This window comes from Neobacillus drentensis NBRC 102427 (assembly GCF_001591445.1).
In the GTDB taxonomy this organism is placed as follows: Bacteria; Bacillota; Bacilli; order Bacillales; family Cytobacillaceae; genus Neobacillus; species Neobacillus drentensis.
Genome location: NZ_BCUX01000035.1, coordinates 1 through 25,453, shown reverse-complemented (window position 1 = coordinate 25,453; position 25,453 = coordinate 1). Strand labels below are relative to the sequence as shown.

At 37.8% G+C, this 25,453-nt stretch carries 25 protein-coding genes and 2 pseudogenes; 9 read left to right on the top strand and 18 right to left on the bottom strand.

Going from position 1 to position 25,453, the window contains the following annotated elements:
• Positions 1 to 94 precede the first annotated feature (94 nt).
• The 5 genes and pseudogenes from BDR01S_RS16850 (at position 95) to BDR01S_RS26530 (ending at position 4,261) form a co-directional block, all read left to right on the top strand.
• Complete coding sequence (locus BDR01S_RS16850) at positions 95 to 565, top strand: divergent PAP2 family protein (protein ID WP_066250787.1); 471 nt, start codon at positions 95 to 97, stop codon at positions 563 to 565.
• Between the two features lie 48 nt (positions 566 to 613).
• A complete protein-coding gene (locus tag BDR01S_RS16845; RefSeq protein ID WP_066250785.1) occupies positions 614 to 1,093 on the top strand; it encodes a GyrI-like domain-containing protein in 480 nt (159 codons plus the stop codon).
• Between the two features lie 581 nt (positions 1,094 to 1,674).
• Positions 1,675 to 2,462: pseudogene (locus tag BDR01S_RS16840) on the top strand (sugar porter family MFS transporter); the annotation flags it as partial.
• Between the two features lie 89 nt (positions 2,463 to 2,551).
• Entirely contained in the window at positions 2,552 to 4,057 is a 1,506-nt protein-coding gene (gene xylB, locus BDR01S_RS16835; RefSeq protein WP_066250782.1) for a xylulokinase, read from the top strand.
• 72 nt (positions 4,058 to 4,129) lie between these two features.
• Positions 4,130 to 4,261, top strand: a complete 132-nt coding sequence (locus tag BDR01S_RS26530; RefSeq protein ID WP_268874693.1) for a hypothetical protein — start codon at positions 4,130 to 4,132, stop codon at positions 4,259 to 4,261.
• Here the strand turns inward: BDR01S_RS26530 and BDR01S_RS25840 are convergent.
• The 5 genes from BDR01S_RS25840 to BDR01S_RS16815 all read right to left on the bottom strand — a co-directional run bounded on the left by BDR01S_RS25840 (position 4,256) and on the right by BDR01S_RS16815 (position 9,300).
• On the bottom strand, positions 4,256 to 4,411 hold the full coding sequence (locus tag BDR01S_RS25840) for a hypothetical protein (RefSeq protein WP_157412950.1): 156 nt from the start codon (positions 4,409 to 4,411) through the stop codon (positions 4,256 to 4,258). The genes BDR01S_RS26530 and BDR01S_RS25840 overlap by 6 nt on opposite strands.
• A gap of 9 nt (positions 4,412 to 4,420) precedes the next feature.
• Positions 4,421 to 5,659: a Ger(x)C family spore germination protein gene (locus BDR01S_RS16830; protein ID WP_066250779.1), complete on the bottom strand. Its 1,239-nt coding sequence runs from the start codon at positions 5,657 to 5,659 to the stop codon at positions 4,421 to 4,423.
• Positions 5,634 to 6,743, bottom strand: coding sequence for a GerAB/ArcD/ProY family transporter (locus tag BDR01S_RS16825; RefSeq protein ID WP_066250776.1), 1,110 nt, complete (start codon positions 6,741 to 6,743; stop codon positions 5,634 to 5,636). Before BDR01S_RS16825 ends, BDR01S_RS16830 begins: the two co-directional genes overlap by 26 nt.
• 6 nt (positions 6,744 to 6,749) lie before the next feature.
• Positions 6,750 to 8,291, bottom strand: coding sequence for a spore germination protein (locus tag BDR01S_RS16820; RefSeq protein WP_066363261.1), 1,542 nt, complete (start codon positions 8,289 to 8,291; stop codon positions 6,750 to 6,752).
• A gap of 106 nt (positions 8,292 to 8,397) precedes the next feature.
• Entirely contained in the window at positions 8,398 to 9,300 is a 903-nt protein-coding gene (locus tag BDR01S_RS16815) for a VanW family protein (RefSeq protein ID WP_066250774.1), read from the bottom strand.
• 313 nt (positions 9,301 to 9,613) lie between these two features.
• Between BDR01S_RS16815 and BDR01S_RS16810 the strand changes: the two genes are divergently transcribed.
• Positions 9,614 to 10,528, top strand: a complete 915-nt coding sequence (locus BDR01S_RS16810; RefSeq protein ID WP_066250772.1) for an EamA family transporter — start codon at positions 9,614 to 9,616, stop codon at positions 10,526 to 10,528.
• Between the two features lie 22 nt (positions 10,529 to 10,550).
• Here the strand turns inward: BDR01S_RS16810 and BDR01S_RS16805 are convergent, their stop codons facing one another.
• Complete coding sequence (locus BDR01S_RS16805; RefSeq protein ID WP_066250769.1) at positions 10,551 to 10,826, bottom strand: hypothetical protein; 276 nt, start codon at positions 10,824 to 10,826, stop codon at positions 10,551 to 10,553.
• Positions 10,827 to 11,075: 249 nt separating this feature from the next.
• Here BDR01S_RS16805 and BDR01S_RS16800 point away from each other — a divergent pair, with 249 nt between their 5' ends.
• Positions 11,076 to 11,978, top strand: a complete 903-nt coding sequence (locus BDR01S_RS16800; RefSeq protein WP_157406199.1) for a DMT family transporter — start codon at positions 11,076 to 11,078, stop codon at positions 11,976 to 11,978.
• Positions 11,979 to 12,079: 101 nt separating this feature from the next.
• Here BDR01S_RS16800 and BDR01S_RS16795 read toward each other — a convergent pair whose 3' ends face one another.
• The 5 genes from BDR01S_RS16795 to BDR01S_RS16775 form a co-directional block, all read right to left on the bottom strand.
• Positions 12,080 to 12,364, bottom strand: a complete 285-nt coding sequence (locus BDR01S_RS16795) for a hypothetical protein (protein WP_066250767.1) — start codon at positions 12,362 to 12,364, stop codon at positions 12,080 to 12,082.
• 231 nt (positions 12,365 to 12,595) lie between these two features.
• Positions 12,596 to 13,306 (bottom strand): Crp/Fnr family transcriptional regulator, encoded by a 711-nt coding sequence (locus BDR01S_RS16790; RefSeq protein WP_066250764.1) that lies wholly within the window; start codon positions 13,304 to 13,306, stop codon positions 12,596 to 12,598.
• 18 nt (positions 13,307 to 13,324) lie between these two features.
• Positions 13,325 to 15,235, bottom strand: a complete 1,911-nt coding sequence (locus BDR01S_RS16785; RefSeq protein WP_066250762.1) for a heavy metal translocating P-type ATPase — start codon at positions 15,233 to 15,235, stop codon at positions 13,325 to 13,327.
• A 12-nt stretch (positions 15,236 to 15,247) separates the two neighbouring features.
• Complete coding sequence (locus BDR01S_RS16780; RefSeq protein ID WP_066250759.1) at positions 15,248 to 15,469, bottom strand: heavy-metal-associated domain-containing protein; 222 nt, start codon at positions 15,467 to 15,469, stop codon at positions 15,248 to 15,250.
• A 203-nt stretch (positions 15,470 to 15,672) separates the two neighbouring features.
• The gene (locus BDR01S_RS16775; protein ID WP_218007879.1) at positions 15,673 to 16,797 is read right to left on the bottom strand and encodes a DUF1835 domain-containing protein; all 1,125 of its coding nucleotides are present in this window, start codon (positions 16,795 to 16,797) and stop codon (positions 15,673 to 15,675) included.
• 156 nt (positions 16,798 to 16,953) lie between these two features.
• Here BDR01S_RS16775 and guaC point away from each other — a divergent pair, with 156 nt between their 5' ends.
• Positions 16,954 to 17,937 (top strand): GMP reductase, encoded by a 984-nt coding sequence (gene guaC / locus BDR01S_RS16770; protein WP_066250751.1) that lies wholly within the window; start codon positions 16,954 to 16,956, stop codon positions 17,935 to 17,937.
• 583 nt (positions 17,938 to 18,520) lie between these two features.
• Positions 18,521 to 19,754, top strand: a pseudogene (locus BDR01S_RS16765) (IS110 family RNA-guided transposase).
• Between the two features lie 161 nt (positions 19,755 to 19,915).
• Here the strand turns inward: BDR01S_RS16765 and BDR01S_RS16760 are convergent.
• The 7 genes from BDR01S_RS16760 to BDR01S_RS16730 all read right to left on the bottom strand — a co-directional run bounded on the left by BDR01S_RS16760 (position 19,916) and on the right by BDR01S_RS16730 (position 25,225).
• Positions 19,916 to 20,329, bottom strand: a complete 414-nt coding sequence (locus tag BDR01S_RS16760; RefSeq protein ID WP_066250748.1) for a hypothetical protein — start codon at positions 20,327 to 20,329, stop codon at positions 19,916 to 19,918.
• A 259-nt stretch (positions 20,330 to 20,588) separates the two neighbouring features.
• On the bottom strand, positions 20,589 to 20,924 hold the full coding sequence (locus BDR01S_RS16755; protein ID WP_066250745.1) for an MmcQ/YjbR family DNA-binding protein: 336 nt from the start codon (positions 20,922 to 20,924) through the stop codon (positions 20,589 to 20,591).
• 68 nt (positions 20,925 to 20,992) lie between these two features.
• Positions 20,993 to 21,418, bottom strand: coding sequence for a MaoC family dehydratase (locus BDR01S_RS16750; protein ID WP_066250738.1), 426 nt, complete (start codon positions 21,416 to 21,418; stop codon positions 20,993 to 20,995).
• A 159-nt stretch (positions 21,419 to 21,577) separates the two neighbouring features.
• Positions 21,578 to 21,766 (bottom strand): hypothetical protein, encoded by a 189-nt coding sequence (locus BDR01S_RS26075; RefSeq protein ID WP_066250735.1) that lies wholly within the window; start codon positions 21,764 to 21,766, stop codon positions 21,578 to 21,580.
• Between the two features lie 316 nt (positions 21,767 to 22,082).
• A complete protein-coding gene (locus BDR01S_RS16740; RefSeq protein WP_066250732.1) occupies positions 22,083 to 23,081 on the bottom strand; it encodes an NADP-dependent oxidoreductase in 999 nt (332 codons plus the stop codon).
• Between the two features lie 262 nt (positions 23,082 to 23,343).
• Positions 23,344 to 24,426, bottom strand: a complete 1,083-nt coding sequence (locus BDR01S_RS16735; RefSeq protein ID WP_066250729.1) for an alkene reductase — start codon at positions 24,424 to 24,426, stop codon at positions 23,344 to 23,346.
• 100 nt (positions 24,427 to 24,526) lie between these two features.
• Positions 24,527 to 25,225, bottom strand: a complete 699-nt coding sequence (locus BDR01S_RS16730; RefSeq protein WP_066250726.1) for an SDR family oxidoreductase — start codon at positions 25,223 to 25,225, stop codon at positions 24,527 to 24,529.
• Positions 25,226 to 25,453: the final 228 nt, after the last annotated feature.

The window sequence follows — 25,453 nt, the reverse complement described above, 5'->3', positions numbered from 1 at the left end:
TCATGTGGAAAATATAGCGAGCTTCCGTATGATTTGGTAAAATTGTGTAATAGTAGTTTAAGTTCAAAGGACAAACCCAAATCAGGAGGTTTATATGTTTTTATCCTATCCCATTTTAGCAGCCCTTTTAGGCATGTTTATTGCCCAATTCGTAAAAATCCCGATACATTATATTGCTTCAGGGGAATTAAAATGGAACTTGATGTTTAGCACTGGCGGCATGCCTAGTTCACATACAGCAACAATTATTTCATTAACCACAGCGATTGGATTAACTTCAGGACTCCATTCGAATGAATTTGCGATTTCTGTGATTGTTTCACTAATTGTCATGCATGATGCGACTGGAGTTCGAAGACATGCAGGCTATCATGCAGAGGTTTTAAATACATTATTAGCCGATTTCAATCTTTTAATTGATACTTTAAAAAACCCGAAGTTGAAGAAAACAGAATCCAGAGAAAAGCTGAAAGAACTGTTAGGGCATCAACCTGCAGAAGTATTTTTTGGATTGATTACAGGAATCATTGTTGGTATTCTAACTTATCAGGTCTACCCGTTTTAAAAAATATTTGTGTTGGACTGGATAATAACACGGAGAGGAGCAGTACCGATGAAATACAAAATTATCGAAAGAGAAAGTTTCCAAGTGGTTGGGATCAAACGTGAGATATCATGTGTCAATGGAGCGAACTTAATTGAGATCCCAAAAATGTGGGCTGATGTTCATGCAGATGGAACCAATGACTTATTATTTAAGTTGAATAACGGAGAAATTAAGGGCGTCCTTGGGGTATGTATTGTTAAACAAGACGCACAGTCAGAATTAATGGATTACTGGATTGCTACGGAATATAACGGTGATACTCCGGAAGGTTTATTGAATCTCGAGATACCAGCTTCCAAGTGGGGTGTATTTGAAGTTCATGGCCCCATGCCTGAGGCAATCCAGAATGCATGGAAACAAATCTACTCTGACTGGTTTCCATCGAACGATTACAAGCATGCGGGCGCACCTGATTTAGAAGTCTATTTTGCAGGAGATCCTTGGGGTCCTGATTACTACTCGGAAATTTGGATTCCTTTAGAATAAGTGGATATTATACTAATCAAATGTTTGATTAGTTTTTAGGCCAGTATAACCTATATTAATATTAATTAATGGTTAACATCCAGTTCATAGTTTATTAATAATTTAGCGTTATAGTACCTATTAGAGGGGATAGCACGCGTGGCTATCATGGTATTAGGCGTAGGCGGAGCCGATACCTTAGGAAGAGCACCCGATAAACAGATGCTCCCTTAAATATATAGATCTATTACTTACTAGCTTGGTACATACGAAAACTAACTAGGAGTGCACCTCTTTAAGACGGAGTTGCACTCTTTTTATTGCCTGTTTCGTTGTAATTACTCATAAAAAACGATATTTTGTGAAAAATACATTCCGGCATTTATGTATTTTTGATTATTTATCGATATATCTCTTCAATGAGCATATCTTTGGGATCAATAAACGAATCTTGAGGGTCAATCGGCGAATTTTTGCATTCAATCAGCGAATTTTGAGGTTCTATCGGCGAATCCTTGCATCCAATCGGCGAATTTCGAGGTTCAATCAGCGAATCCAGTTTGGAGTATCACTAAGATAGCTGTAGATGTTGTTAACTAAATCTATTGTTTGGGTTATTTTTACTAATGGTACCTGAAACACCTCGCTATTTATCTTTGAAAAATCAAGATGATAAGGCCCTTGCTATTCTTACAAAAATTAATGGCTCTGCCGCAGCAAAGTCAATTTTACAACAAATTAAACAAACAGTAGATGCTTCTTCTGAGAAACTATTTACATACGGAAAAACAGTGATCGTGATTGGAATCTTGCTTTCGGTATTTCAACAGTTTGTTGGAATTAATGTGGCTTTGTATTATGCACCAAGGATATTTGAAAGCATGGGTGCCGGGAAAGATGCTTCGATGTTACAGACAACCGTTATGGGATTAATCAACGTGGTTTTCACTCTGGTAGCGATTATGACTGTCGATAAATGGGGCCGTAAACCATTATTAACTATTGGTTCTGTCGGAATGGCTATTGGTATGTTTGGGGTTTCTAGTCTAGCCTATTTTAATTAATCGGAGTAAGTACTTTAATTTTCATTATCGTGTATACTGCTTCCTTTATGATGTCTTGGGGTCCAATCTGTTGGGTTTTGATTTCTGAAATCTTCCTCAATAATATTCGTGGACGTGCCGTTGCGATTGCAGTCGCAGCACAGTGGGCCGCTAACTATCTTATTTCCTCAACGTATCCAATGATGATGGAATATAGCGGCACTGTAACCTATGGTTTTTACGGAGTAATGAGTGTTCTTTCTGCCATCTTCGTTTGGAAGTTCGTGCCTGAAACGAAAGGAAAAACTTTGGAGGAAATGGAAGGGACTTGGAAAAAAGCAGCTTAAATTAGTATTAGACGCTATCCTTTGTAAAAAATGAAGGATGGCGTTTGTTTATAGAAGGCAAAATTTAATAAAAAAGTGAGGGAATCATTATGAAATATGTAATTGGAGTAGATTTAGGGACTAGCTCCGTTAAAGTGCTACTCGTTGACCAAGAAGGCATCGTCAATTATTCAGTTTCAAAAGACTATCCGTTAATCCAACAGCAGCCCGGGTATAGCGAACAAGATCCTGAAGATTGGGTTGAAAAAACTATCGCTGCCTTACAACAGTTGGCAACTGAATCAAACATACCCCCTGATGCTATTGAGGGAATTAGTTTTTCCGGCCAAATGCATGGGTTAGTTTTACTCGATGAAAATCATCAAGTAATTAGAAATGCGATTCTATGGAATGACACCCGAACCACGCCACAATGTAAAAAAATAGATCAGCAATTAGGCGGCAAGCTGCTTGAAATTACCAAGAATCCTGCGCTAGAGGGCTTTACTTTTCCAAAGATTCTTTGGGTAAAAGAGAATGAACCTGAAAATCTAGAAAAGACAAACGTATTTCTACTTCCAAAGGATTATCTCCGCTATCGTTTAACGGGAAAAATAAACATGGATTACTCAGATGCCGCTGGTACGCTGATGTTAGATATCGTTAACAAGTCGTGGAGCGCCGATATCCTCCGGACGTTCGAAATCCCTTCCACCATTTGTCCTCCATTAGTGGAAACTGAGGACTACGTCGGAACGCTTTTACCAGAGATTGCAGAACTTACTGGTTTATCTTCAGCAACAAAAGTGTTTGCAGGCGGAGCTGACAATGCCTGCGGTGCGATTGGAGCAGGTATTTTATCCGAAGGAACAGCCCTTTGCAGTATCGGAACATCCGGTGTGTTCCTTTCCTATGAGAACGATAAAAATAAAAACTACGGTGGGAAGGTTCATCTTTTCAATCATGGAAAAAAGGACTCCTACTATACGATGGGCGTCACCCTTGCAGCCGGTTATAGCTTAACTTGGTTTAAGGACACCTTCGCCAAGGATCAATCATTCGACAGTCTGCTAGACGAGGCCGCCCAATCAACAATCGGAGCAAATGGACTGATTTTCACTCCCTTCTTGGTTGGTGAACGCACTCCCTATGCGGATGCAAAAATCAGAGGAACTTTTACTGGAATTGATGGCTCTCACCAAAAAGGTGACTTTACTCGGGCGGTTATGGAAGGAATTGTTTTCTCGATTAATGAGAGTGTCGAAATCTTCCGCAACTATGGCAAGACCATCGACACCGTCATTTCGATTGGCGGCGGTGCGAAGAGTGAATTATGGTTGCAAATTCAAGCCGATGTCTTTAATGCAAGAGTCGTAAAGCAGCAAAATGAACAAGGACCAGGTATGGGGGCCGCAATGATTGCTGCAGCCGGGTTGAATTGGTTCTCTTCTCTTCAAGAATGTGCAGAGTTGTTCATAAAAGCCGATAAAGTCTATGAACCAAAACCAGAAAATGTTCAGCGCTATAAAGAATTCTATCAGGTGTACAAAGATGTCTATCCGCATACCGTTGCGATCAATCATCAGCTATTTGATCTTAGAAACGTGGAAAGTTAACTAATATTAATATCAAGGTAATAATTTATTAATAATCAAGCGTTATAGTACATGTTAGAGGGGATAGCACGCGTGGCTATCATGGTATTAGGCGTAGGCGGAGCCGGTACCTTAGGAAGAGCACCAGATGCTCCCTTAAATATATATCTATTACTTACAATCAGCGAATTGCGAACGGTGCCTGACACCGTTCGCAGTTTATAATATCGAGAAGAAAGGCAGGATGACTATACAAAGGGTTAGGAATAAAACGGCCACTGCACTCATCTTTTGTTTGCCCTTCCATAAGGAGACAGCCAATCCAAAAGTATAGGCAATAATACTAAATAGACTAACATAAATAAAAAGACCCATCCTTCTACCCTACCTTTTCAGTGATTTTGTTTGTTTCCCATAATCAATAATTTGAATATTGGGGTGCACACGTATATCAGCATTTACGTACGATTTTCGCCAATTGAATTTTTTATATTCCTGAATGGTTCCAAAATACCTTCGTGCATACATGGATAAGGGATATGGTACACCTTTTAATTTCGTTTGGGTTTTTTTAAAAAACTTTTCATTTACTTTTTTGAGATGATTAATTATTTGTCTTTTTACTATATGTTGGTTCTTCTTCTCCGCAAAGTCGACCATGGATGGGTTTGACATAATTTCAATCTTTAAAGGTACTGTGATATCAATCTTTAACCTGGCACTCTTCACGTTCATTTTTACTTTATTACTTTTTGTTTTTAAGATTCTAGCCGAGATCTGTTTCTTTTTATTCGAAAAAGGATCTGGTAAATCGATCAATATATCTTTGATATTCGTGGTATCATCAAGAATATTAACTATACGTGTTTCTTGACCGTTGAGTTTCCCAATCATCACGCCATTCCTGAAAACCGCTGCGCCCATAAATTGGGTATCATCAAGCTCACCAGTTGCATTCACTTGACCCGCCATGTATTCATCTTCCCGTTGTACTTTAGGATGCTTATTCTTTTCGGCGGATACGTACATCGCCAAATAGAGTTCAGTCTCTCTATAGGTTGTGTTAAAAAAACGAAATAAGGTCGAATCTGGAATCAAACCATTTTCAATCCCATGATTAATCATATATTGAAAGTACTTATGTGGTCTTGTTTCCATTTTTGGACGATTTTTCAAAAAAAACTCACTTGCATTTTCTTTCGATACCGCTAAATGACCATCAAGTCGAATCTCTTTATCCTTTTGAACATCGGAAACAGTCGTAAGAAAACCGGAGCCTTTTGCGTATTCCTCCGAAACAACAATGATTTTTAATAATTCGTAACTAATATTGCGTGAAATAATCGCATTGGCCGTCCCTTTCGCTGCAATGAAATCATTAGCATCAAAAGTGATGATTTCTCTAGGCTTTTCTGTCGAACCACCGCCGCCTTGCATACTCCCAACTTCAGGATTAGCAAGTAACAACGTCACTTTTATTTGTCCTTTATGATTTGAATGATCAATTCCCAACCCAATCACATAGGCTTTATCTTCCAATTCCTCTTTATCCCAACAGCCTGTTAATAGGCAAACAATAAATAGAAACATTAATAAATTACATACTGTTCCTGTTTTTTTCACGTTTAAATTCTCCTTTTAACAGTGCCGCTAACCATAAAATGATCGAAATCGCAGCAAACGCAGGACCGGATATATTTAGGGATAACGCTTTGAATTCTGTGCTCGCATTAACTGCTGCTTCAGGTATACTTCCAATCAATAAATAAATGGTCGCAAGTGATGGAATGACGTATTCAAAGTCTTTTATTTTAAAAAGGTGACCGAACATAAGGCTATTTAGATAGAGAAATGCAGTAAAGCGAATAAAAGCAGACATTAACCATGTGACAAAAAAGATGATTTCAACATTTGGCAGGAAGGAACCAATTGAAATAAAACGAATAGCTGTATGGAACGGATAAGCTAATCCGTCCATACCTACATCAAACAAACATATGTAAATAAGAATTGCCACACTAATTTGGAGACTGACATATACAAAGGCAAACCACGTACCTTTTTTATATTGTTTAATGGATGTAAGAAATGGAATCAACATGGTAAACAGAAAAAAGTCAGCAAAAAGAGTCAACTTTTGAGAGCTTTGCTTCAAAATTTCTAATTTACCAGGGCCCCAGATTGGAAATATAGCTTGAAATGTACTTTTTTGAGTACATAAAACTAAAGCAAACCACAAAGAGAACACGGACAGGTAAATGACAAGGTAAGCAACCGAGCCGATATGCTGGATCCCTTTTCTAGCACCATATGTGCAAACGACCATTAAGAGGGCATAGATAATGAGATTCGGTGTGGTTGTAAAATAAAACGTTCGGATAATATTTGCATAGGACCTTGTATCAAACGAAATGGCATAGGAACTAATCAAAAAGATAAGCAGGCATACCATAAAACCAAGGTATTTTCCAAGCAATTTTTGAATAACGGAAAATAAATCTTTGTCTTGGAACAGCGTCATGGTTTTTAGTAATAAAAAGAGCGGAATAAAAAATATCCCTGCTGATAGGATCGGAATCATCCATGATGCGTTCTGTACTTTACTAAATAGATGGATTGGTGTATCTTCCGTCGCCTTTGCACCTACCATTAAAATAGCTATGGAAATATATTCACGAAGGCCAAGTTTTCCAAGCTGCTGCTTCATATATTTTTATTCCTTTCTTTGTTTAACCATATCCTTTGGTTTTAAGTAACCAGGGCGAAACCTTTCTTTTATTGGAAGATGACGAACTATAAGATCCTTTGAAGAGAAGAAATGCGGTGTCATCGGAGCAAAGTAAGGTGTCCCAAATGACTTTATTGAAACTAAATAAAAGAGAATGGCCATACAAAAGGCAGTCAACCCATAAACGCCTAGAAAACCTGCCGAAAGTATTAACAAAAGGCGTGTGATGCGAACCGCAAAATTCATGCTTAAGTCACTAATAATAAATGAGCTCAAGCCACTTAAGGCAATGACAATAATGACAATTGGGCTAATGATATTCGCTTGAACGGCAGCTTGACCTAGAATTAAGGCACCTACAATCCCGATGGTTGGACCAATAGGGGATGGCACACGTAATCCAGCTTCCCGAATCAATTCAAAAGCTAATTCCATCATAAAGATTTCAATAATGGATGGAAAAGGAACTCGTTCCCTCGTTCCTGCGAACGCCATTAACAAATCTGGTGGAATCATTCCTACATGATAGTTTGTGATTGCAATATAAAAAGAAGAGGAAAAAACAGCGACAATAAAAGCAAGTAGTCGCAATAACCGAATAAAATTACCATACGGTACACGCAAGTAATGATCCTCCGGTGAATGCATTAAGGACCAAAAGGTTGCCGGCAGGATCAAGCAGCTTGGTGAATTGGACATGAGTATAACAATGTGACCCTCCTCAATGAATGAGGCGGCACGGTCAGGACGTTCGGTATATAGTATTGTTGGAAATAGCGACCATGGTCGTTCTTCTAAATATTGCTCCAGGATACTTAAATCGAGAATCCTATCGGTATCAAGCGAAGTTAACTTATCTATTATGGTTTGAAGTAGTTCATCATTTGCAAGATCCTTTTGATAGACAAGAAATACATCGTTTCTTGATCGCTTTGAAATAACCTGAGACTCCACGATCAGATTTTCGTTTTTTATTTTTTTACGGAGTAAGGCAATATTATCAATGACTCTTTCGTTAAAGGCTTCCTTTGCCCCTTTTACAATCACTTCATTATCTGACTTCTCTATGGAACGTCCGGGAATATTGGTTGTTTCAAATAAATGGCATTGGTTATCTCCATCTATAAAAAGTGCCGTCATCCCGCCAGTTATAAATTCCGTAATCTCCCCAATAATGGTGGCTGTACTTTCGATTGGGAATGAAACGATATCTCTTATTTTCCCTGTAGTCAGCTCATTTTCAAGCAGCGGTTCCACTATGCTTTCCTGAATTCTTTGTACGTCAACCATTGTACTGATGAAAATAATAAAGGCACGGCGATTGAGTGCACGGATGGTAAACTCGCGAACTTTGATATCCGTATTTTTAGGCACACTGAACATGGACTTAAATGTCTGTATATTTTGATCATAATTGCTGCTAATATCTTGTTTTTTTCGTTCAATATCCTTTGTATTGGACTGTTCCTGAAATTGTGGTTCTGTATTGAATTTCTTAAAAAGCGTCTTGACGATTCTTTTCTTCAATTTAAACCACCCCCAACTTTTATATAGTTTTCCAGTTTTAGGGGCCTTTATGTGCAAAAGATAAAAACAATCTTACTTTATTATATGAAGATTGACCCAAGTAACTTTACTTGGGTAGGTGATTTTGATCATAAGGAAGGTGTGGCACTTTTTTAGGAATATAGTTAATGACATCTGAAGAATATATCTCGATGGTTAACTTGTTTCCTTCTGTTTTTGATTGTATTAGAATTGGTTGATTGTATTTATTTTTAAAAACAAAATCTGGTCCATTCCAACTAACGGTGGCATCCCGCCCAGGTGGAATGTATGTTACCTTTTTGCTGTGTGAGGAACGCTGAGTAACTTCTAATCCGGCATTATCTACTGCATTAAATAGGGTAGATGATACCTGACAGATTCCACCGCCAATATCTTTTGCTAATTCTCCTCTTAGGATCACAGGTGCAGGCAAGTATCCTTTTCCTGCTGTTCTTTTTCCAACAACTTTATTGAAGGAAAATATTTCACCTGGGAAAAGAACAAAATTATTAATAGCCTCTGTTGCAAGATAAATGTTATTGGTTCGTCCTTTGTTAGACGCGTTGAAGGATGTTACATATTTTCCAATTTTTTCATTTTGGATATTTCCAAGTAATTCACTGTCAACTCTAGGATAAATGGAAAGTAAGGGGACCTCTATTTTAGACGAACCATTGTTAAAATAATAAGAAAAAACTTTTTCTGTAAACCTTTGACGATATAAGCGATTACCAACTTGTTCGGGTATAATTTTTCCGGACTCATCTTTCATTGCATTTTTAGGCATTTTCGAAACATGTTTATCAATTTGATCCATACATTTATTTAATTTTTCTGTATTAATAATAGGTAGACCAGGTAAGTTAATCGATAAATCAGTACAATTAACAACCGATAAAGGGTGCCCGTTGTTAGTGATTAATAAACCGTCTGGCATATTCACTTGCTGAGATAATAATAATAGCCCAAATAACCAAGTAAAATTCATTTCCTTGATGCCTCCTTTCATTTAATATGAATTGAAATCATCCATTTCATACAATTTACGTTATTCATGTTTATAACAAAGGAAGGTATGGCTTTTAGGAAGGCATAACAAAATAGACCGTTCAATAGGGACGATCTATTTTGAGAGAAATTTTCATTGACATTCATTTTCATTTGTTTTAAAGTAACAAAGTTAAATTAAATATCAAAATTTATTTGTTCGTGGACTTTTCTAGAGGTATCTCTATTTTCGCCACACAGCTTTCACATGAGAGCTGTGTGGCTTTTTTTATGGACTGAAAGGAGTAGAAAAAATGAAAATTTGGCAGTACGCACTCATCGTTTTTTTAGGAGGATGCTGTTACGGAGTATTATCAACCTTTGTAAAGCTTGCTTACTCGGCCGGTTTTACCGTGACACAGGTAACAGGATCTCAATACTTACTTGGGACCCTGCTCATATGGGTGGTCGCTCTTTTTTCGAAAAAGAAAAAACTGACGCTATCTAAAATAGGTAAATTACTTTTATCAGGAATCCCACTTGGTTTAACAGGTGTATTTTATTATCAGTCACTGCAAACTCTTGATGCTTCACTTGCGATCATCTTTTTATTTCAATTTGTATGGATTGGCACTTTTTTTGAGTGGATTGTTTATAAAAAAATACCAAGCAACGGGAAAATAGTTTCGATTGGTATTCTAATCATTGGCTCCATTCTAGCAGCAGGCGTTATTGCTGAAGGTGGCGTCGAAATATCATGGCGGGGGACAGTTTGGGGACTGCTTTCTGCATTAACGTATACCGCTCTCATCTTTGTTAGCGGATCGGTGGAAAAAGATACACCTCCTGTACAGAAAAGCGCTCTGCTCTCCACTGGTGGTCTGATTACTGTTTTCTTGTTTTTCACGCCAACGGATTTAATCCATTTACCCGTTTTAATGGGAGTAGCACCGTATGGATTGTTCCTTGGGTTATTTGGAGTAGCCTTGCCGCCGCTTTTATTTTCAATAGGAATGAAGCATATCGGCCCAGGACTTGGAACCATATTAACAGCCTCAGAACTCCCCGTTGCTGTTATTTTGTCATCACTTGTCCTAGCCGAGGACGTAAGCCTGTCACAATGGCTCGGAGTTGTTCTTATTTTAGGTGGAATTATGACGGGGAATGTTAAAATGCCTAAAACTAAAGTCGAGTCCATCTCTTTAGAAAGTAAAAACATTGGGATTTAGCTCCCAATGTTTTTTTTAGATATTAAAAGAAGAAAGGTGAGAATCCAAATCCAACAAATGGGAAGAAAACAGGGGGTCTAAAAAATGATCTTCTAAAAAATGGCGGTCTAAAAAACGGTCTCCGATTAAAAAAGCCAAATCCGTATCCATCATTAGCACTTGAAGAATTTAATTCTTCAATCTCAAGACCATCATTTTTTACCTTTACAACTCTTCCAATGGACCATTCCCCTTGGCTATTTTTAAACTTTATCATTTGCCCCTTTAAACGAAGCGCTTGCTGATAATCTAATTGCATGTAAATCCTCCTTCATAAATGAACTTACTCTTAAAATATGAAGCAAGTCCTTTATGTGTAAAGGCAAACAACCTAAACCTGTCCAATTATTTAAAAAGAGGAGTTTTATTCCACCTACTTCCGTTTGTATAATGGTAATATGTTGTCTTAAGAGGAAGCTCTTTTATAAAGGAGTTTTGCTTTTTTAATAGGCAGATAAAAGTACATAATTCATTTTGTTTTTGGATTAAGAAATAGGGGGAAATCGACTTGAAAGGGAAAATGAGACTTATCATGACCATGCTTATTTTTGGAAGCATTGGCGTTTTTGTCAAAAAGATTGATCTATCTTCAAGTGAAATTGCATTCTTACGAGGGGTAATCGGAAGTCTCTTTCTGCTGATTGTTAGTTTCCTTGTCAAACAAAAGCCATCTTATCAAGCATTAAAAGATAATGCCCTGCTGCTGTTATTATCAGGGGCGGCGATTGGCCTTAATTGGATATGTTTATTTGAAGCCTATCGGTTTACGTCGATATCCAATGCCACCATTAGCTATTACTTTGCGCCAATCTTTGTGATGATTTTAGCACCTTGGGTTCTGAAAGAAAAACTAACGAGTGTAAAAGTTTTTTGCATCATCACCGCAATGATTGGTCTATTTTTAATCGTTAATCCTGGATCGGGTAGTACTGACAGTTCGCAGAATCATATCGCAGGTATTCTCTATGGTCTTGTAGCGGCCGCATTATATGCAAGTGTGATTTTAATGAACAAATTCATCAAAAATTTATCCGGGTTTGAAACCACGTTAGTGCAATTAATGGCAGCCGCTTTGGTCCTGCTTCCCTATATCCTTTGGCAGGGAAATCTTCATTTTACTGGTTTAAACTCTACTTCGATTATTTTTATCTTAATCCTTGGTATTGTGCATACCGGGTTGGCTTATTTTTTATATTTTACATCGATTCGAGAGCTCAAAGGGCAAACGATTGCTGTGCTTAGTTATATTGATCCGATTTCAGCCGTAATCATCGCCGCGCTTTTCTTACATGAAGGCATGACATGGATACAAATGATTGGCGGCATCCTGGTACTTGGCTCCACTTTCTTAAGCGAAAAACTAGAATTAAAATTTTCAAAAAAAGGGCAGACTACCACTACCTCACCTTAATGGGAGTCTGACCCTATCCAAATGGTTAAACAGATTTTACATGTTTGAGCAAATAAAAAGGCTGGTTTTTCCTAAGTTCAGAAAGGAAACCAGCTTTTTTATTATTCTTCCATCCTCTTGATCATGTACTGAATCAAGTCAATATTGTTATCAATGAAGTTCAATCTTTCGCGGGCAGTCGTGGACCATTCTGAACTTTGATTCATAGATGCTGTAATATGCCGATAGCTAAATGTATATCTCGAATAAAGTTCGGAAATCACAAAGCTTATTCTGAGTTTGGTTTTCTCCTTTTTTGCGATAGATTCTAGGTCATCATTTAACCAGGCAGGAGCATTCTCAATCGCTATATTTACTAAATTCAATTCATTATCTTCGTTTATCATCGATGTATCCCCTTTTAAAAATAGGATTAAGTTCTAATTTAGTCTAACAATCAAACACTTTCATTTCAATGCCAATTGACTTCCTATTTACAAATTCGATTAAAAGAAAGGAAAATAGGCGAACAGTTACAGCCACTGTTCGCCCTAAGTCATATTTTATTTTTCCATTGACTGAAGTTCAAAGCGCCGTCCGACAATAAAAGGCGCCGGATAGCCAAAATAAAAGCTCCTTTACACAAGGAGCAGTCCATCTAAATCTAATATTTCAATGATTTTGTGCGGTTTTTGTTTGATTAAACCCGCTGCTTCTAAGTCAGCTAACCTGCGGCTGATCGTTTCGGGCGTCGTCCCCAAATAAGAGGCTAAATCTTTTCTACTCATCGGTAGTTTAACCTCTTGTGATTGGCCTCCACTCGGCAGGCATTCTACTAAGAACAGAGCAATTCTTGTGTCTACTTTCTCGGTTGCAAATCGAGTCGTTTGTTTTTCTGACTGCTCCAATCGATTTGAAAACTCCGCTAATATTTTCAATGAAATAGAAGGGTATTTTAATAGAAACTCCTGTAAGTCTGAACGATTGATCATACAAACTTGGGTCTCTTCCATTGCTTCAGCAAAAGATTCGTGAAGGGCTTCATTAAATAAAGCCAGTTCTCCCGTAAAATCGCCCGGATTGAGAATACGTACCAACTGCTCTTTTCCTGATTCAGCTAACCGGTAAATTCTTATTTTCCCTTTGTTTACAATATAAAGAGAGTCTGATTTGTCCCCGGCTTGGTAAACAGTTTCTCCTTTTTTGTAAGAAACGGAGTTTGTCGTCATCATGATCTCGTTCATTTGTTTTTCTTCTAAATGATTAAAAATCGGCACCAAAGAAACACACACTTTATGTGTTCCTTTGGAATCGGTATTGTTACAGTGATTGGAATTCGTTTCGACCATTTCCTTCACTCCTTGCTTTTAGATTTCATATGGATGGATAACAGGTACCTTCCTAGACTCTTTTGTTCTTCTATTATTAAAGCGAATTAATCTCATCGCATTCAAAATTACTAGTAATACACTTGCTTCATGGATGAACATACCAGCGGCCAAGTGGACGGACCCAATCAAAACGCCAATTAGTAAAACAACTACAGTCAAGACAGCAAGAGTGGTATTTTGTTTCATATTTCGCATCGTTGCTTTGGATAAAGAGTACGCATGCGACATTTGCATTAATTTATCTGCCATAAGAACAATGTCCGCTGTTTCCATTGCTACATCCGTTCCACCCTCGCCCATCGCTAGACCTATATCGGCCACCGCAATAGCTGGTGCGTCATTTATTCCATCACCTGCCATAGCAACCACATGACCTGCTTCTTTTTGTTTTTTTACATAATTGGCTTTATCTTCTGGAGTTAACTCGGCAAAATAGTCATCCAATCCTAATTTCCTGGCTACCAATTCCGCCGTATGTCGGTTATCACCCGTTAACATGATCATCTTCTTTATTCCACTGTTTCTCATAGCTTTTAGGGCTGCGTGGGCATCCTCTCGAATTTGATCGGCAATCGAGATAATCCCCTCCAACTCACCGTCAACTGCTGCAAAAATAGCCGTATTTCCTGCTTTTTCTTGACCTTCCGCATACTCGGCAGCCTCTTGTGAAAGGGGTATATGGTTACTATCCATCAATCTACGGTTCCCTACAGCTAGGGTATGGCCATTAATGGTTGCGAGGATTCCACTTCCCTTAACGACTTCGCCCATTACTGGTGCACTATTCAAAGGAACATGTAACCGTCTTGCCAGTGCTTCTTTCACAATGGTTTGCCCTAAATGGTGTTCAGAAATGGTCTCGGCTCGAGCAACCAATCCCAAAAGTTCATTTTCTGACCTTTTAGTAAACGTCTTAATAGCTGTTACTTCGGGCTTCCCTTTTGTTAGTGTTCCTGTTTTATCAAAAATAATCATATCTACTTTGGAGAAGGTATCGATGATTTCCCCTCCTTTCACAAGGACCCCATTTTTTGCGCCATTTCCGATCCCAGCGACACTTGAAACTGGTGCACCGATGACTAAGGCACCCGGACATGCAATTACTAGAAAGGTGATCGCCAATCTTAGATCCCTTGTGATCACATAAACTAAAATAGACAAGATAACGATTGCAGGTGTATATATACTTGAAAACTTATCAAGGAACTTTTCAGTTTTCGTTTTTGACTCCTGTGCTTCTTCGACGAGTTCAATAATTTTTGCAAAAGTGGTGTCATTTCCTACCTTTTCAGCGATAATTTCAATATATCCATTATCTACCATTGTACTACTAAAAACGCGGTCATCCGCTCTTTTCGTTGCCGGGATAGATTCGCCCGTTATCGCAGCTTCATTTAAAGCTGCTTGCCCAGAAAGAATCCTTCCATCAACTGGAACCTTCCCCCCTGAACGAACAATCACTTGGTCCCCTGCCACTACTGCTTCGACTGGGATGATCACGGCTTCCCCTCCTCGTATGACCGTGGCTTCTTGTGGGGCCATATCAACCAGTTCTTTTAATGAAGAGCGTGTTTTCTCTAATGTACGTGCTTCTAAATAGTCACCAAACAAGAAGAGAAATGTGACCACAGACGATTCGGTATAGTCTTGGAGGTAAACCGCGCCCAGTACGGCGATACTTACTAATAAATCAATACTAAAAGCTTTCATTCTCAATGCTTGGTAAGCTTTCACGAAAATGGGGATGCTTGCTAGAATAGTAGCAATGATTAGCGCAAGATCGCTAATTTCACCACTTCCCATGATACTCGCTAAAAAACCAATCAAGAGCAAACCAAATGAGATAGCGGTGATATGGTTTTTATGTTTGTTAATGGTCTCCATCATTTATTCCCCCCATTAAGAAACTTTTGATGAAAGAACCGGATATCCTAATTTTTTTATAGTTTCCTCTATTTTACTTGCTTTCACCTGAACTTCATCAAATTCTATTTTCACCTTACTTGTATTAAATAGCACTCGTGTAGATTCCACTCCGGTAGTTTTATTGAGCGTTGTTTCTATCTTTTTAATACATGATGGACATGTTAATGGTTCTAATTGAAAAACTGCTTTCGTCATTTTCTCATTCCTCCTTGATTTCGTATGACTTTATCTTACTTCATACTCTTTTATAAAAAATTGATAAGGAACAAGATTTTGCTGTCTATTTTATTTAGCTTTATTATTTATCGATTTATCTCTTCGGGCGAATTATTATTTCATTGAGCGAATTGTTAAATTAAACAACCTTTTAGAAATAAGTGATAAAAGCAGCACCTTAACTATTTTTCGCGTAATTTTACTCGGTAATGCCGCATCGATCTAGGTACCCCTTTTAGCTCCAGGAATCCGTTATAAATTAAATGCCTGATTCGATATTCCAGATACCAGTCACCCACCATTTCGTCCATCTGGTGCATCGTTTCACCAATTACTTTTCCCGTCCTAATAAAATCTTTGGTTTGCTGCTCCTTATGTAAATGGTCAATTGTCTTTAGGATGAGAGCATCAAAATAATCTTCAGTCACATTGGTAACTCGGCCATTCTTCCATAGGCGAAGGACATCTTTCGTTTGCGCCAGATCTTCCCATTCTCTTTGGAGCTGGATTCGTTCCTGATACGACAATGGATTTGCAGATTGTGCTTGTTCTAGTAGCAGTTTTAACTGATCGGGATGAAGCATACTGGAGTAGAGCATTTCATTCTCGGGGTCGATCTTTTGATGATAAAGTTCAGTCGTATTAATCAAAAAAATATCATTATCTTTCTCTTTTAATAAATGAAGGATAAAACGGAGACCCGTTTGTTCATTGCCATTATTGGCCGTCCAAATATAAATAGGCATAAACTCGGGAATATCCTCTATTTCTAACAGCGTCTTGGAAAAATTATTTTCGAATTCATATTCAGCCTGCTCCATATTAATATTCTCGTTCAACCATTCGTGACGAGAGTCTTGGCCGATCTTTTGATCCATCTTCCATACTGGTCCAATGGAAAAAAGAGCGTGGAAAGCAATCACTGTCTTTGGCCGGTCTAGTCCAAATCTTAATGCGCCAGCGGTTGATTCGGAAGAAACAAGATGGACCGCTCCCTTTTCCTCGTATGAAAGGGCTTTTCTTTTTCGCTGACTTTGAATCAGTCGATTGATTTTTCCGGCCATAAAGTTGATATCGTCCTGGCGGAGAAAATAACCCCTACCTTCAAGGGCTATATTTGCTTCATGATTAAAGTTCTCAAATTCATCAGATAGACTGAGCTCATACGTTTCCCAATTCCCTTCCTCCGACAAATTTGATACAGTGACATAGCTATCCCCTTCAATTTTATAAACAAAAACGACATTTGGCTCCGCGAAAAAGTAAATATATGGATAATCCTCTCTCGATTTCATTGTCTTCTCCACTCCTTTTTACCAGGGGATTAAATCCCCTCTCCTATCTATTTCCACTATCTTTTGAAAAATCCCTTTGGTTTTGAATATTAAATTAGGTGTATGCATAAGACCAACTGAAACCGAAAACCCTATCCTTGCAACGGTTTGTTTTCGGGGAGGACAATAATGGAAAATGTATTTGATTATGAAGACATTCAATTGATTCCGGCAAAAAGTGTCGTAAATAGCCGCTCGGAGTGTGATACCACTGTAGCTTTAGGCGGGCATACCTTTAAGCTGCCGGTGGTGCCTGCAAATATGCAGACGATTATTGACGAAAAGATTGCCATTTACTTAGCGGAGAATGGTTACTTTTATATCATGCATCGCTTTGAACCAAATAAGCGATTATCTTTTATCAAAGATATGAAATCCCGTGGTTTATTGGCCTCGATTAGTGTTGGGGTTAAAGAGGAAGAGTACCGATTCATCCAACAATTAGCAGAAGAACAGATTTCACCCGAATTCATAACGATTGATATCGCCCATGGCCATTCCAATGCAGTTATCAAAATGATTCAGCATATTAAGAAGTACATACCTTCCAGTTTTGTGATTGCAGGAAATGTCGGAACTCCTGAAGCAGTCAGAGAATTAGAGCATGCGGGTGCGGATGCGACCAAAGTTGGGATTGGACCAGGGAAGGTCTGTATCACTAAGATTAAGACTGGATTTGGGACGGGCGGATGGCAATTAGCTGCATTGCGATGGTGTGCAAAGGCGGCAAGTAAGCCAATTATTGCGGACGGAGGGATCCGCACCCATGGGGATATCGCCAAGTCGATTCGTTTCGGGGCAGCCTTGGTGATGATTGGTTCCTTATTTGCTGGACATGAAGAATCTCCAGGTGAAACCATCGAGAAGGATGGTAAGTGTTATAAAGAATACTTTGGATCTGCCTCGGAATTTCAAAAAGGGGAAAAGAGAAATGTAGAAGGCAAAAAAATGTTTGTTGAGTACAAAGGCTCTTTGAAAGAAACATTAATTGAAATGGAGCAAGACCTCCAATCTTCTATTTCTTACGCGGGAGGAAATAAATTAGCAGCCATCCGGAATGTAGATTATGTGGTCGTTAAGAATTCCATCTTTAACGGTGATAAGGTTTACTAACGATAGAAAAGAGAGTTTATCTTACCGCAGGGCAGAGGAAATCGTGAGTTGGGTAAGATAAAAGGCGTTTATCTTACCCTAGGGCTGTGAAAATCGAGGGTGAGGTAAATTAAAAGGCGTTTATCTTACCGTTGGGCTGTAAAAATCAGGAATTGGGTAAATTAAAAGGCGCTTATCTTACCGTAAAGGGTTCCTTTTTGAGGTGCTTTTCTAAAAATTTGTGCCGAAATGACAGTAGTTTTGGTATTGGTAATGGCTAATAAAAATCAAAACTTGCCACATTATTGGCAAGTTTTCTTTATTAGAAATACCTGATTCTTATTAAACTAAAGCACCCGTTCGTATTATAAGGTCAGCCAGATATTTCTGGTTGACCTTTTTTTATTTGGTTTTATTATAACGGTAGCCTGGGTAGAACGGAAGCACCCGTGGGGCTTAGATCCCGTCAACTAAACAGTTCGCCCCCTACTTGTAGAAACATGATTGAGGCTGGTTGGGACTTTGATCTCGTATAACAAGCGAAGCTATGATACTGCAAGAAGGATTAGGGGTACCGGTAATTTTATTTTGGAGGAGATAAATAATGAATCCAGTGGTTGGTCTGGATGTAGCAAAAGGAAAGTCAGGTTCAAGCTTTCTTGGATAAAAAAATCCCATACAAAGGAAGTTTTAAAGTAGCACATACCCTTGAGGGACTAGATACCTTACACCAATTTCTTAAAGAAGTAGAAAGCGTAACAGGGATACGACCTCCGGTCGTTTTAGAATCTACGGGACATTATCATACACCTGTTGTACAGTATTTTGAGGATAGAGGTTATTTACTTATTATCGTTAACCCACTTATTTCTTATCGGGCAAAGAGCTCAAGCTTACGAAAGGTAAAGACAGATGTAATCGATGCGAATCATCTTTGCCAGCTGTACTATAAAGAGGAGTTAGAACCATATAAAAAACGTGGGATTCAACTCTTAAACCTTCGTAATCTAACAAGACAACACGAAAATATAACAGGTATTTATGTACAAACGAAACTTCAATTTCAAGCAGTGCTTGATCAAGTATTCCCTGAATATCGAGGAGTTTTTGGGGACTTATATTCAGTGGTTTCTTTACTTACTTTATTAGAATATCCTACTTCTGAAGATGTCTTAGCAGTTAGTGAAGAAACAATAGCCACTAAGATTGACGAACTATGTAAAAGTCGTTCTAGTAAATGGACTAATACAAAGGCAAAGGAACTTATAGCTGCCGCAGTTCAAAATCCCTTTCAGAAAACCCTGTATCAGAGCCATATTCTAACCCTAGAAATGTATATAGAGATGCTTCTAGAATACCAAAAGCACCTATCTAAGCTTGAAGACGAGATAGATGCTCTGGCAAAAGAAATTGAAGAATATAAGATTATTCAATCAATCCCAGGTATCGGAGAAAAAATCGCGGCAACGATTTTTTCTGAAATTAGTGAGATTGATCGGTTTAATCACCCAAAAAAGCTCGTTGCATTTGCAGGAATTGACCCAAGTATCTTTGAATCTGGTAGATTCAAAGGAACGGTTAACAGGATAACTAAAAGAGGATCAAGTAGATTACGGCATGCCCTATATATGGCTGTTCGATGTGCCATTCGTGATTGTCGCAAAAAGAAAACGACTGATGATATCATCCCGCGTAATAAGAGGTTACGTGGGTTCTATGAGAAGAAACGTGAGGAAGGAAAGCCCTATAAAGTAGCTGTAATAGCATGTGCTAATAAGCTCTTACAATGGATATATGCACTTTTAAAAAATAATACAACTTTCCAAGATTTAGCCTAAATGAAAAATATATTTAAATAACACAAAACCTTCCAAAAGTATAAATAAGGAAGGTTATTTGGCATGCACATATTTAGTATAGCATGAAATATTATAAGTTTTTATTGAAAAATGTTGACAAACTATTAGCTGGTTTAGTTGAAGAAGGTAGGTCATAGTTTTCAATTACCAGCTTCCAATTCATCTGCAAACTTAATCATTTCTTCTTGTATCTGGTTAGCTAAATCAGGTTCTGTAAAGATATAAACATCAGGTGCTTCAGGACTATCGATAAAAGCCTTTATGATAAGAGGCGTCTTTTTGTCTCGATAAACTATATCGAATCTACCAATCTCATACTCATCATCGGGTTCCATTTTTTCTAACTTTTCTTGTACTTGGTTAATTTCTTCTGTTGAAAAACCTGATTCAACTAATGGGCTAATGCGTTGTAAAAAAGGTTTAACATTGTTCATCTCAAAATTCATCGATGCTTCTTCCAGGTTTTTATCTTGAATTTTTGGTTCTTCCGTATCACTACAACCTCCAAGAAAGATAAAAAATATAATAGTAATTACCGCACTTTTCAATTTCATCCTACGACCCCGTTTTTATTAAATATTACCACTTCAATGTCTGTTATTGTTGGTTTTTTTAATAGAATTCTTTGAATACTTATTCAACTAAACTGCCCCGTTAGTGGAACAAGGAAAGCTACTGCCCTTATTGAACAATCGCACCCGTTAGCTTAAGTGAAATTTTTCACAAACTTACTGAATATAAAAGGGTTGCAAAAGAGCAAACCATTTAAAATCAAATAATTATTTTTTAAGTTTATCAATTAGTAATGGATAATTACTTTTTTTGATTCGTTAAATTATAGCTTCGTCTAATCAGGTCAGTTATAACTTCCTCTGGAATGGTACCGTCTAGAATAAGAGAATTCCAATGTTCTTTATTAAGATGGAAAGCTGGAACTATTGAAGGGTAATTCTGACGATAGAAGTCCAACCAACCTGCCTCACACTTCAGATTAATCCAAATATGTTCTTCTCTATTGAAAATCCAGGCAAAGACTTTCTTACTTTCTTTATGTCGCATTAATGTCCAATTCTTATCTTTAAATGGATAGTCTTCATATGTGTTTTCCAAATTCAAACAGTAATTAATAGCTTCCTCTCTCGTTTTTATTTTTTACCACTCCTTAAGTAACGTAGTATGATCCTTGCTTAAATTAGTGAGAGACATTCGATTATTCTTTATCGCTTTATCAATACGGACAGGTCACCCTCAAAAACTTTTTCATCTCTATCGTTAAAGGTAGATAACGATACAGTGAGGATACCTGTTTCATCTTTTGTTGCTTTCTTATCAATTACTTCAACGTTTAAATGTAATTCATCTTCAGGATACACAGGCTTAATAAATTTAATATTATTCATCCGTGTTCCAGCAATGACATCCTCACCGTAGAAACCTTCTTCAACCCAAAGTTTGAAAGAAATGGCTAACGTATGTATACCAGAAGCAATAATTCCATCAAACTTTCCTTGATTTGCTTTTTCCTCATCCAAATGCATATATTGAGGGTCAAATTCACCTGCAAACCTCATAATATCTTCTTTTGTTAATTTTAATGATTTAGTTTGAAACACTTGTCCAATTGTAAACTCATCTAATTTCATTCTTACACCTCTATTTTGATGCTGTAGTCAATGTTGTCCTTGTTTATTTTAGCACCCAAACACAACAAGTGTAAAAATATTAAAGTCTTCTTAAGCTAACCTGCCCAGTTAGCTTAATAAAAAAAAGCCGCCTAGAATGGCAGCCAAGCTCAGTATCAGTTAATTAAATAAATTTAAAATGAACACTAATAGAATGGATAATGAAATAAAACCAATCATAAAGTATCCGAAGTATTTTAATGGTTTTGGCAACTTGTTTATTTTAGTATTGGCAGGATTACCAGCGTTTCCTTCAATCTCGTTAAAATGGTCTATTACATTATTAAAAGGTTGATTTTCATCTTTCATACAACCACACCTTTACTAAATTATAACATTTTCAGTCCTCGGCATTGACACTTTTTGTGTTTTTTTCTTGAACTAACCTGCTCGATAGCTTAAGTACAAACTTTCACAATCTTTCTTCTGCGAAAAGGAAAAAGGCGATTTCCTTCTTGAAGTATCGCCCCCGTTACTTTAAGTACATTTCATCACAAACTTTATATTCCACTTTTTTATTACAGGAATGGTGCACCTGTTACAACATAAAATAAAAAAGCCACCCTATTGGCAGCTACATCTATAAAAGGAAAGCCCCTTATAGTTTAACAACTATAATTTTTGTTTAGAAGGTTATAATAACTTTACCTTGTGAGTGTCCAGTAGAAACTTTAATTAACCCTTCGTTAATGTCAGTAAAATTATATATTGAATCTATTGAAGGCGTGATATTTTCTTTTTCAACAAGATTAGTGATTTCTTGTAATTGACTGCCACTTGCTTGAACGAATAAAAAGTGATATTCATTTTTATTTTTACGTGCTAAAAAATCTACTTGAGCACCCACTAATCCAAACAATAATCTTTTCCACATTGGAAAATTATTCTCCACTGCAAAACGATAATTTGGGACTGCTTTCAACGATACTAATTTCCCTTGAGGTTTTAAAATACCAAGTTCTGCTTTTATCTCTTTTACTCCCAAAGTGTCGATAACATAATCTATATTAGATAGATCATCGGCATAATTTTCTTCGTTATAATTAATAAATCTATCAGCTCCAATCGACAGTGTACGTGATCTGCCTCTTTCACTACCACTTGTAATAACATATAACCCCATTGACTTGGCGATAGGGATTGCCATTGCACCAAATCCACCTGTTCCTCCAGGAATAAATAACTTTTTGTTAGGCTCAGCATCGAGTACGTCATTCAATGCTTGATAAGCAGTTAAAGCAGTAAGAGGAACAGCTGCTGCTTCAATAAAAGATAGATTTTTAGGCATAATCGATATAGCATCTTCATTGACAGCCGCATATTCAGCAAAAGCTCCAATTTGATTAACCGGTAACCTCGTATATATGTGGTCACCAACGCGGAAGTTCTTAACATCTTTTCCAACAGCCTCAATAACACCAGATAGTTCATTTCCTAAAGTTACTGGTAAAGCATAATCAGAAATCATTCGAATAGTCCCATTTAAAATAAGGATATCTAATGGATTAACACCTGCTGCTTTTACTTTAACGAGTACCTCTCGGCTATTAATTTCTGGTATATCAACATCATTCAATTCCACTTGAATTTCTTTTGAATATTTCTGCATTTGAGCAGCTCTCATTTTTCCATCCTCTTCTTTTACAATTTTTGGTACCTTTTCATGAAATGCAATCTCTAGCGTTGAATGTAGGTGAATCAAAATAAAAACCAGTGCTTGAAAGGGTTATAGCCAAGAATGCACCAAACGCCTGCAAATACACGTAATTCATGCGTTAAGCACTGATTTTCAGTTTGTGCCAAAAAATCGGCACAAACTTTTATTATATTAATTACCAGGACAGCTGTTTCCCACAATTTCTAATTCTTCACCCTATAAGCTATACTTACCCCTCTTGAGATGTTAATTCTTTCATCGTAGGATAATCCGTATAACCCACGCTTCCGTTACCACCAAAGAATGTTGTACGGTCTGCTTCATTCAAAGGAAACCCTTTTTTGAGACGTTCTACTAAATCCGGATTAGCTAATGACCATACACCGACTGGTACCGTATCAGCAACGCCATTATCAATATCTACACTAATATCTGCTAGAGCTCGACCAGCTCGATTGACTAATAATGGATTTGACCAAATTGAACGAATTTCATGGAGCAGTGTTTCGTTTCCTAAATGCATAACATGAAGGTAAGCTAAGTTGAATTGAGCTAATTCTTTTACAAGATGGAGATAAACTTCAGGACCTTGTTCACCTTCTTCAATCCCACCAAGAGGTGTCCCTGGTGAAATACGAAAGCCTGTTCTTTCTGCTCCAATTTCTTCAACGATTGCTTTCGTTATTTCGATAGCAAAGCGAGCACGATTCTCTATTGATCCACCGTATTTATCCGTTCGTTTATTGGAATTCACTCCGATAAATTGATTAATTAGATAACCATTTGCTCCATGAATTTCAACGCCATCAGCTCCTGCTTCAATAGCTGCAGATGCTGCTTTTCGGAAGTCTGCAATTGTCGTTTGAATATCTTCTTCACTTAACTCACGTGGAACGGGTATTTCCTGCATCCCTTTAGCAGTAAACATTTCTACACCGGGTGCGATCGCAGATGGTGCAACTGCTTGACGATGATGTGGTGTATTGTCAGGGTGCGAAATACGACCGACATGCATTAATTGGATATACATAAATCCACCTGTTTCATGCACCGCATCCGTAACCTTTTTCCACCCTTCAATATGCTTTTCAGTATAGATGCCAGGTGTCCATAAGTAACCTTGTCCATCATCAGAAGGTTGTGTACCTTCACTAATAATTAATCCCATAGATGCTCTTTGAGCATAATAAAGGGAACTTAGTTCTCCCGGTGTACCATCTTCTAGCGCTCTACTACGTGTCATTGGTGCCATCGCTAAACGATGAGGTAATTCCAAATTTCCAATTTTCGTTTTGCTCCACAATTTATCCATTTTTGTACACTCCTCTTCAAATTATGTTACCCTTTGTATACGTGTGTCCTTTTACCTTTTGTTTGAAATCTTGGACAAATCACTGTATTAGTAATTTGTATTAGGAGAGATGTGGGTATATCGCTGGTACACCACCTGCAAAATCTCTTTGGATCTTTCGGCTCACGTCATCAGCAACAATTTCAAAGCTGTCGGATTCTAATCCATCAATAGCAATTTTTGCGATATCCTCAGGGTTGGATTTGGGAACTTCTAAGCTCGACGTCATGTCTGTCTCCATGAAGCCTACATGTAATCCAGCTACTCTCACATTTTGAGGATAGAGATTTAAACGTAGGTCGTTCGTCAATGCCCACTCTGCCGCCTTTGCAGCCGTATACGCGCCAACAGTGCCCGAACTAACCCAAGATAATGCGGAAAGAATATTCAGAATCGATCCTCCCCCATTATTTGCTAGAATCGGTGCAAAAGTACGAACCATGGATAGTGTGCCAAAGAAATGCGTATTAAACTCCAAATGTATTTTATCGAGATCTCCGTCAATCAAAGAAGCACCTGTAGACGATCCTGCATTGTTGATCAAAAGCGTAACATCCTTAGCGACCATTGCGGCTGCAGCTACCTCTTGAGGGTTGGTAATATCAAGCTTTACAGGAATTACACCGGGAATGTCAATGGACTCCGGATTTCTTGCACCAGCATAAACTTTAGCTCCTCTGGATAGAAGTTCAAGTGCTAAATGGCGTCCAAAACCTCGGTTCGCGCCGGTGACAAATGCGACTTGTTCAGAAATTTTCATTTTTATGTGCTCCTTTTATTATTTAATTTTGGTACAACAAAATGTCTTCCAACTCAAAACTACGCAAGTAATGATTTCCTTAAGGAGAAGTTTTGGACATAGGCAAGTCTCACTATATGGGAATGGTCATTCTAAAAAGCACAAAAGCATGATCCCTTCATTGAGAGAGCTTTAAGTAAGGCAAGACTCATATACGAGAACGACCATTCTAAAAACACAAAAGCATGA

Bases quoted from the DNA above. Each gene is read 5' to 3' on its own strand.
- BDR01S_RS16850 (WP_066250787.1), top strand. From the start codon at position 95: ATGTTTTTATCCTATCCCATTTTAGCAGCCCTTTTAGGCATGTTTATT.
- BDR01S_RS16845 (WP_066250785.1), top strand. From the start codon at position 614: ATGAAATACAAAATTATCGAAAGAGAAAGTTTCCAAGTGGTTGGGATC.
- xylB (WP_066250782.1), top strand. From the start codon at position 2,552: ATGAAATATGTAATTGGAGTAGATTTAGGGACTAGCTCCGTTAAAGTG.
- BDR01S_RS25840 (WP_157412950.1), bottom strand. From the start codon at position 4,411: ATGGGTCTTTTTATTTATGTTAGTCTATTTAGTATTATTGCCTATACT.
- BDR01S_RS16825 (WP_066250776.1), bottom strand. From the start codon at position 6,743: ATGAAGCAGCAGCTTGGAAAACTTGGCCTTCGTGAATATATTTCCATA.
- BDR01S_RS16815 (WP_066250774.1), bottom strand. From the start codon at position 9,300: ATGAATTTTACTTGGTTATTTGGGCTATTATTATTATCTCAGCAAGTG.
- BDR01S_RS16810 (WP_066250772.1), top strand. From the start codon at position 9,614: ATGAAAATTTGGCAGTACGCACTCATCGTTTTTTTAGGAGGATGCTGT.
- BDR01S_RS16805 (WP_066250769.1), bottom strand. From the start codon at position 10,826: ATGCAATTAGATTATCAGCAAGCGCTTCGTTTAAAGGGGCAAATGATA.
- BDR01S_RS16795 (WP_066250767.1), bottom strand. From the start codon at position 12,364: ATGATAAACGAAGATAATGAATTGAATTTAGTAAATATAGCGATTGAG.
- BDR01S_RS16790 (WP_066250764.1), bottom strand. From the start codon at position 13,306: ATGGTCGAAACGAATTCCAATCACTGTAACAATACCGATTCCAAAGGA.
- BDR01S_RS16785 (WP_066250762.1), bottom strand. From the start codon at position 15,235: ATGATGGAGACCATTAACAAACATAAAAACCATATCACCGCTATCTCA.
- BDR01S_RS16780 (WP_066250759.1), bottom strand. From the start codon at position 15,469: ATGACGAAAGCAGTTTTTCAATTAGAACCATTAACATGTCCATCATGT.
- guaC (WP_066250751.1), top strand. From the start codon at position 16,954: ATGGAAAATGTATTTGATTATGAAGACATTCAATTGATTCCGGCAAAA.
- BDR01S_RS16760 (WP_066250748.1), bottom strand. From the start codon at position 20,329: ATGAAATTGAAAAGTGCGGTAATTACTATTATATTTTTTATCTTTCTT.
- BDR01S_RS16750 (WP_066250738.1), bottom strand. From the start codon at position 21,418: ATGAAATTAGATGAGTTTACAATTGGACAAGTGTTTCAAACTAAATCA.
- BDR01S_RS26075 (WP_066250735.1), bottom strand. From the start codon at position 21,766: ATGAAAGATGAAAATCAACCTTTTAATAATGTAATAGACCATTTTAAC.
- BDR01S_RS16740 (WP_066250732.1), bottom strand. From the start codon at position 23,081: ATGAGAGCTGCTCAAATGCAGAAATATTCAAAAGAAATTCAAGTGGAA.
- BDR01S_RS16735 (WP_066250729.1), bottom strand. From the start codon at position 24,426: ATGGATAAATTGTGGAGCAAAACGAAAATTGGAAATTTGGAATTACCT.
- BDR01S_RS16730 (WP_066250726.1), bottom strand. From the start codon at position 25,225: ATGAAAATTTCTGAACAAGTCGCATTTGTCACCGGCGCGAACCGAGGT.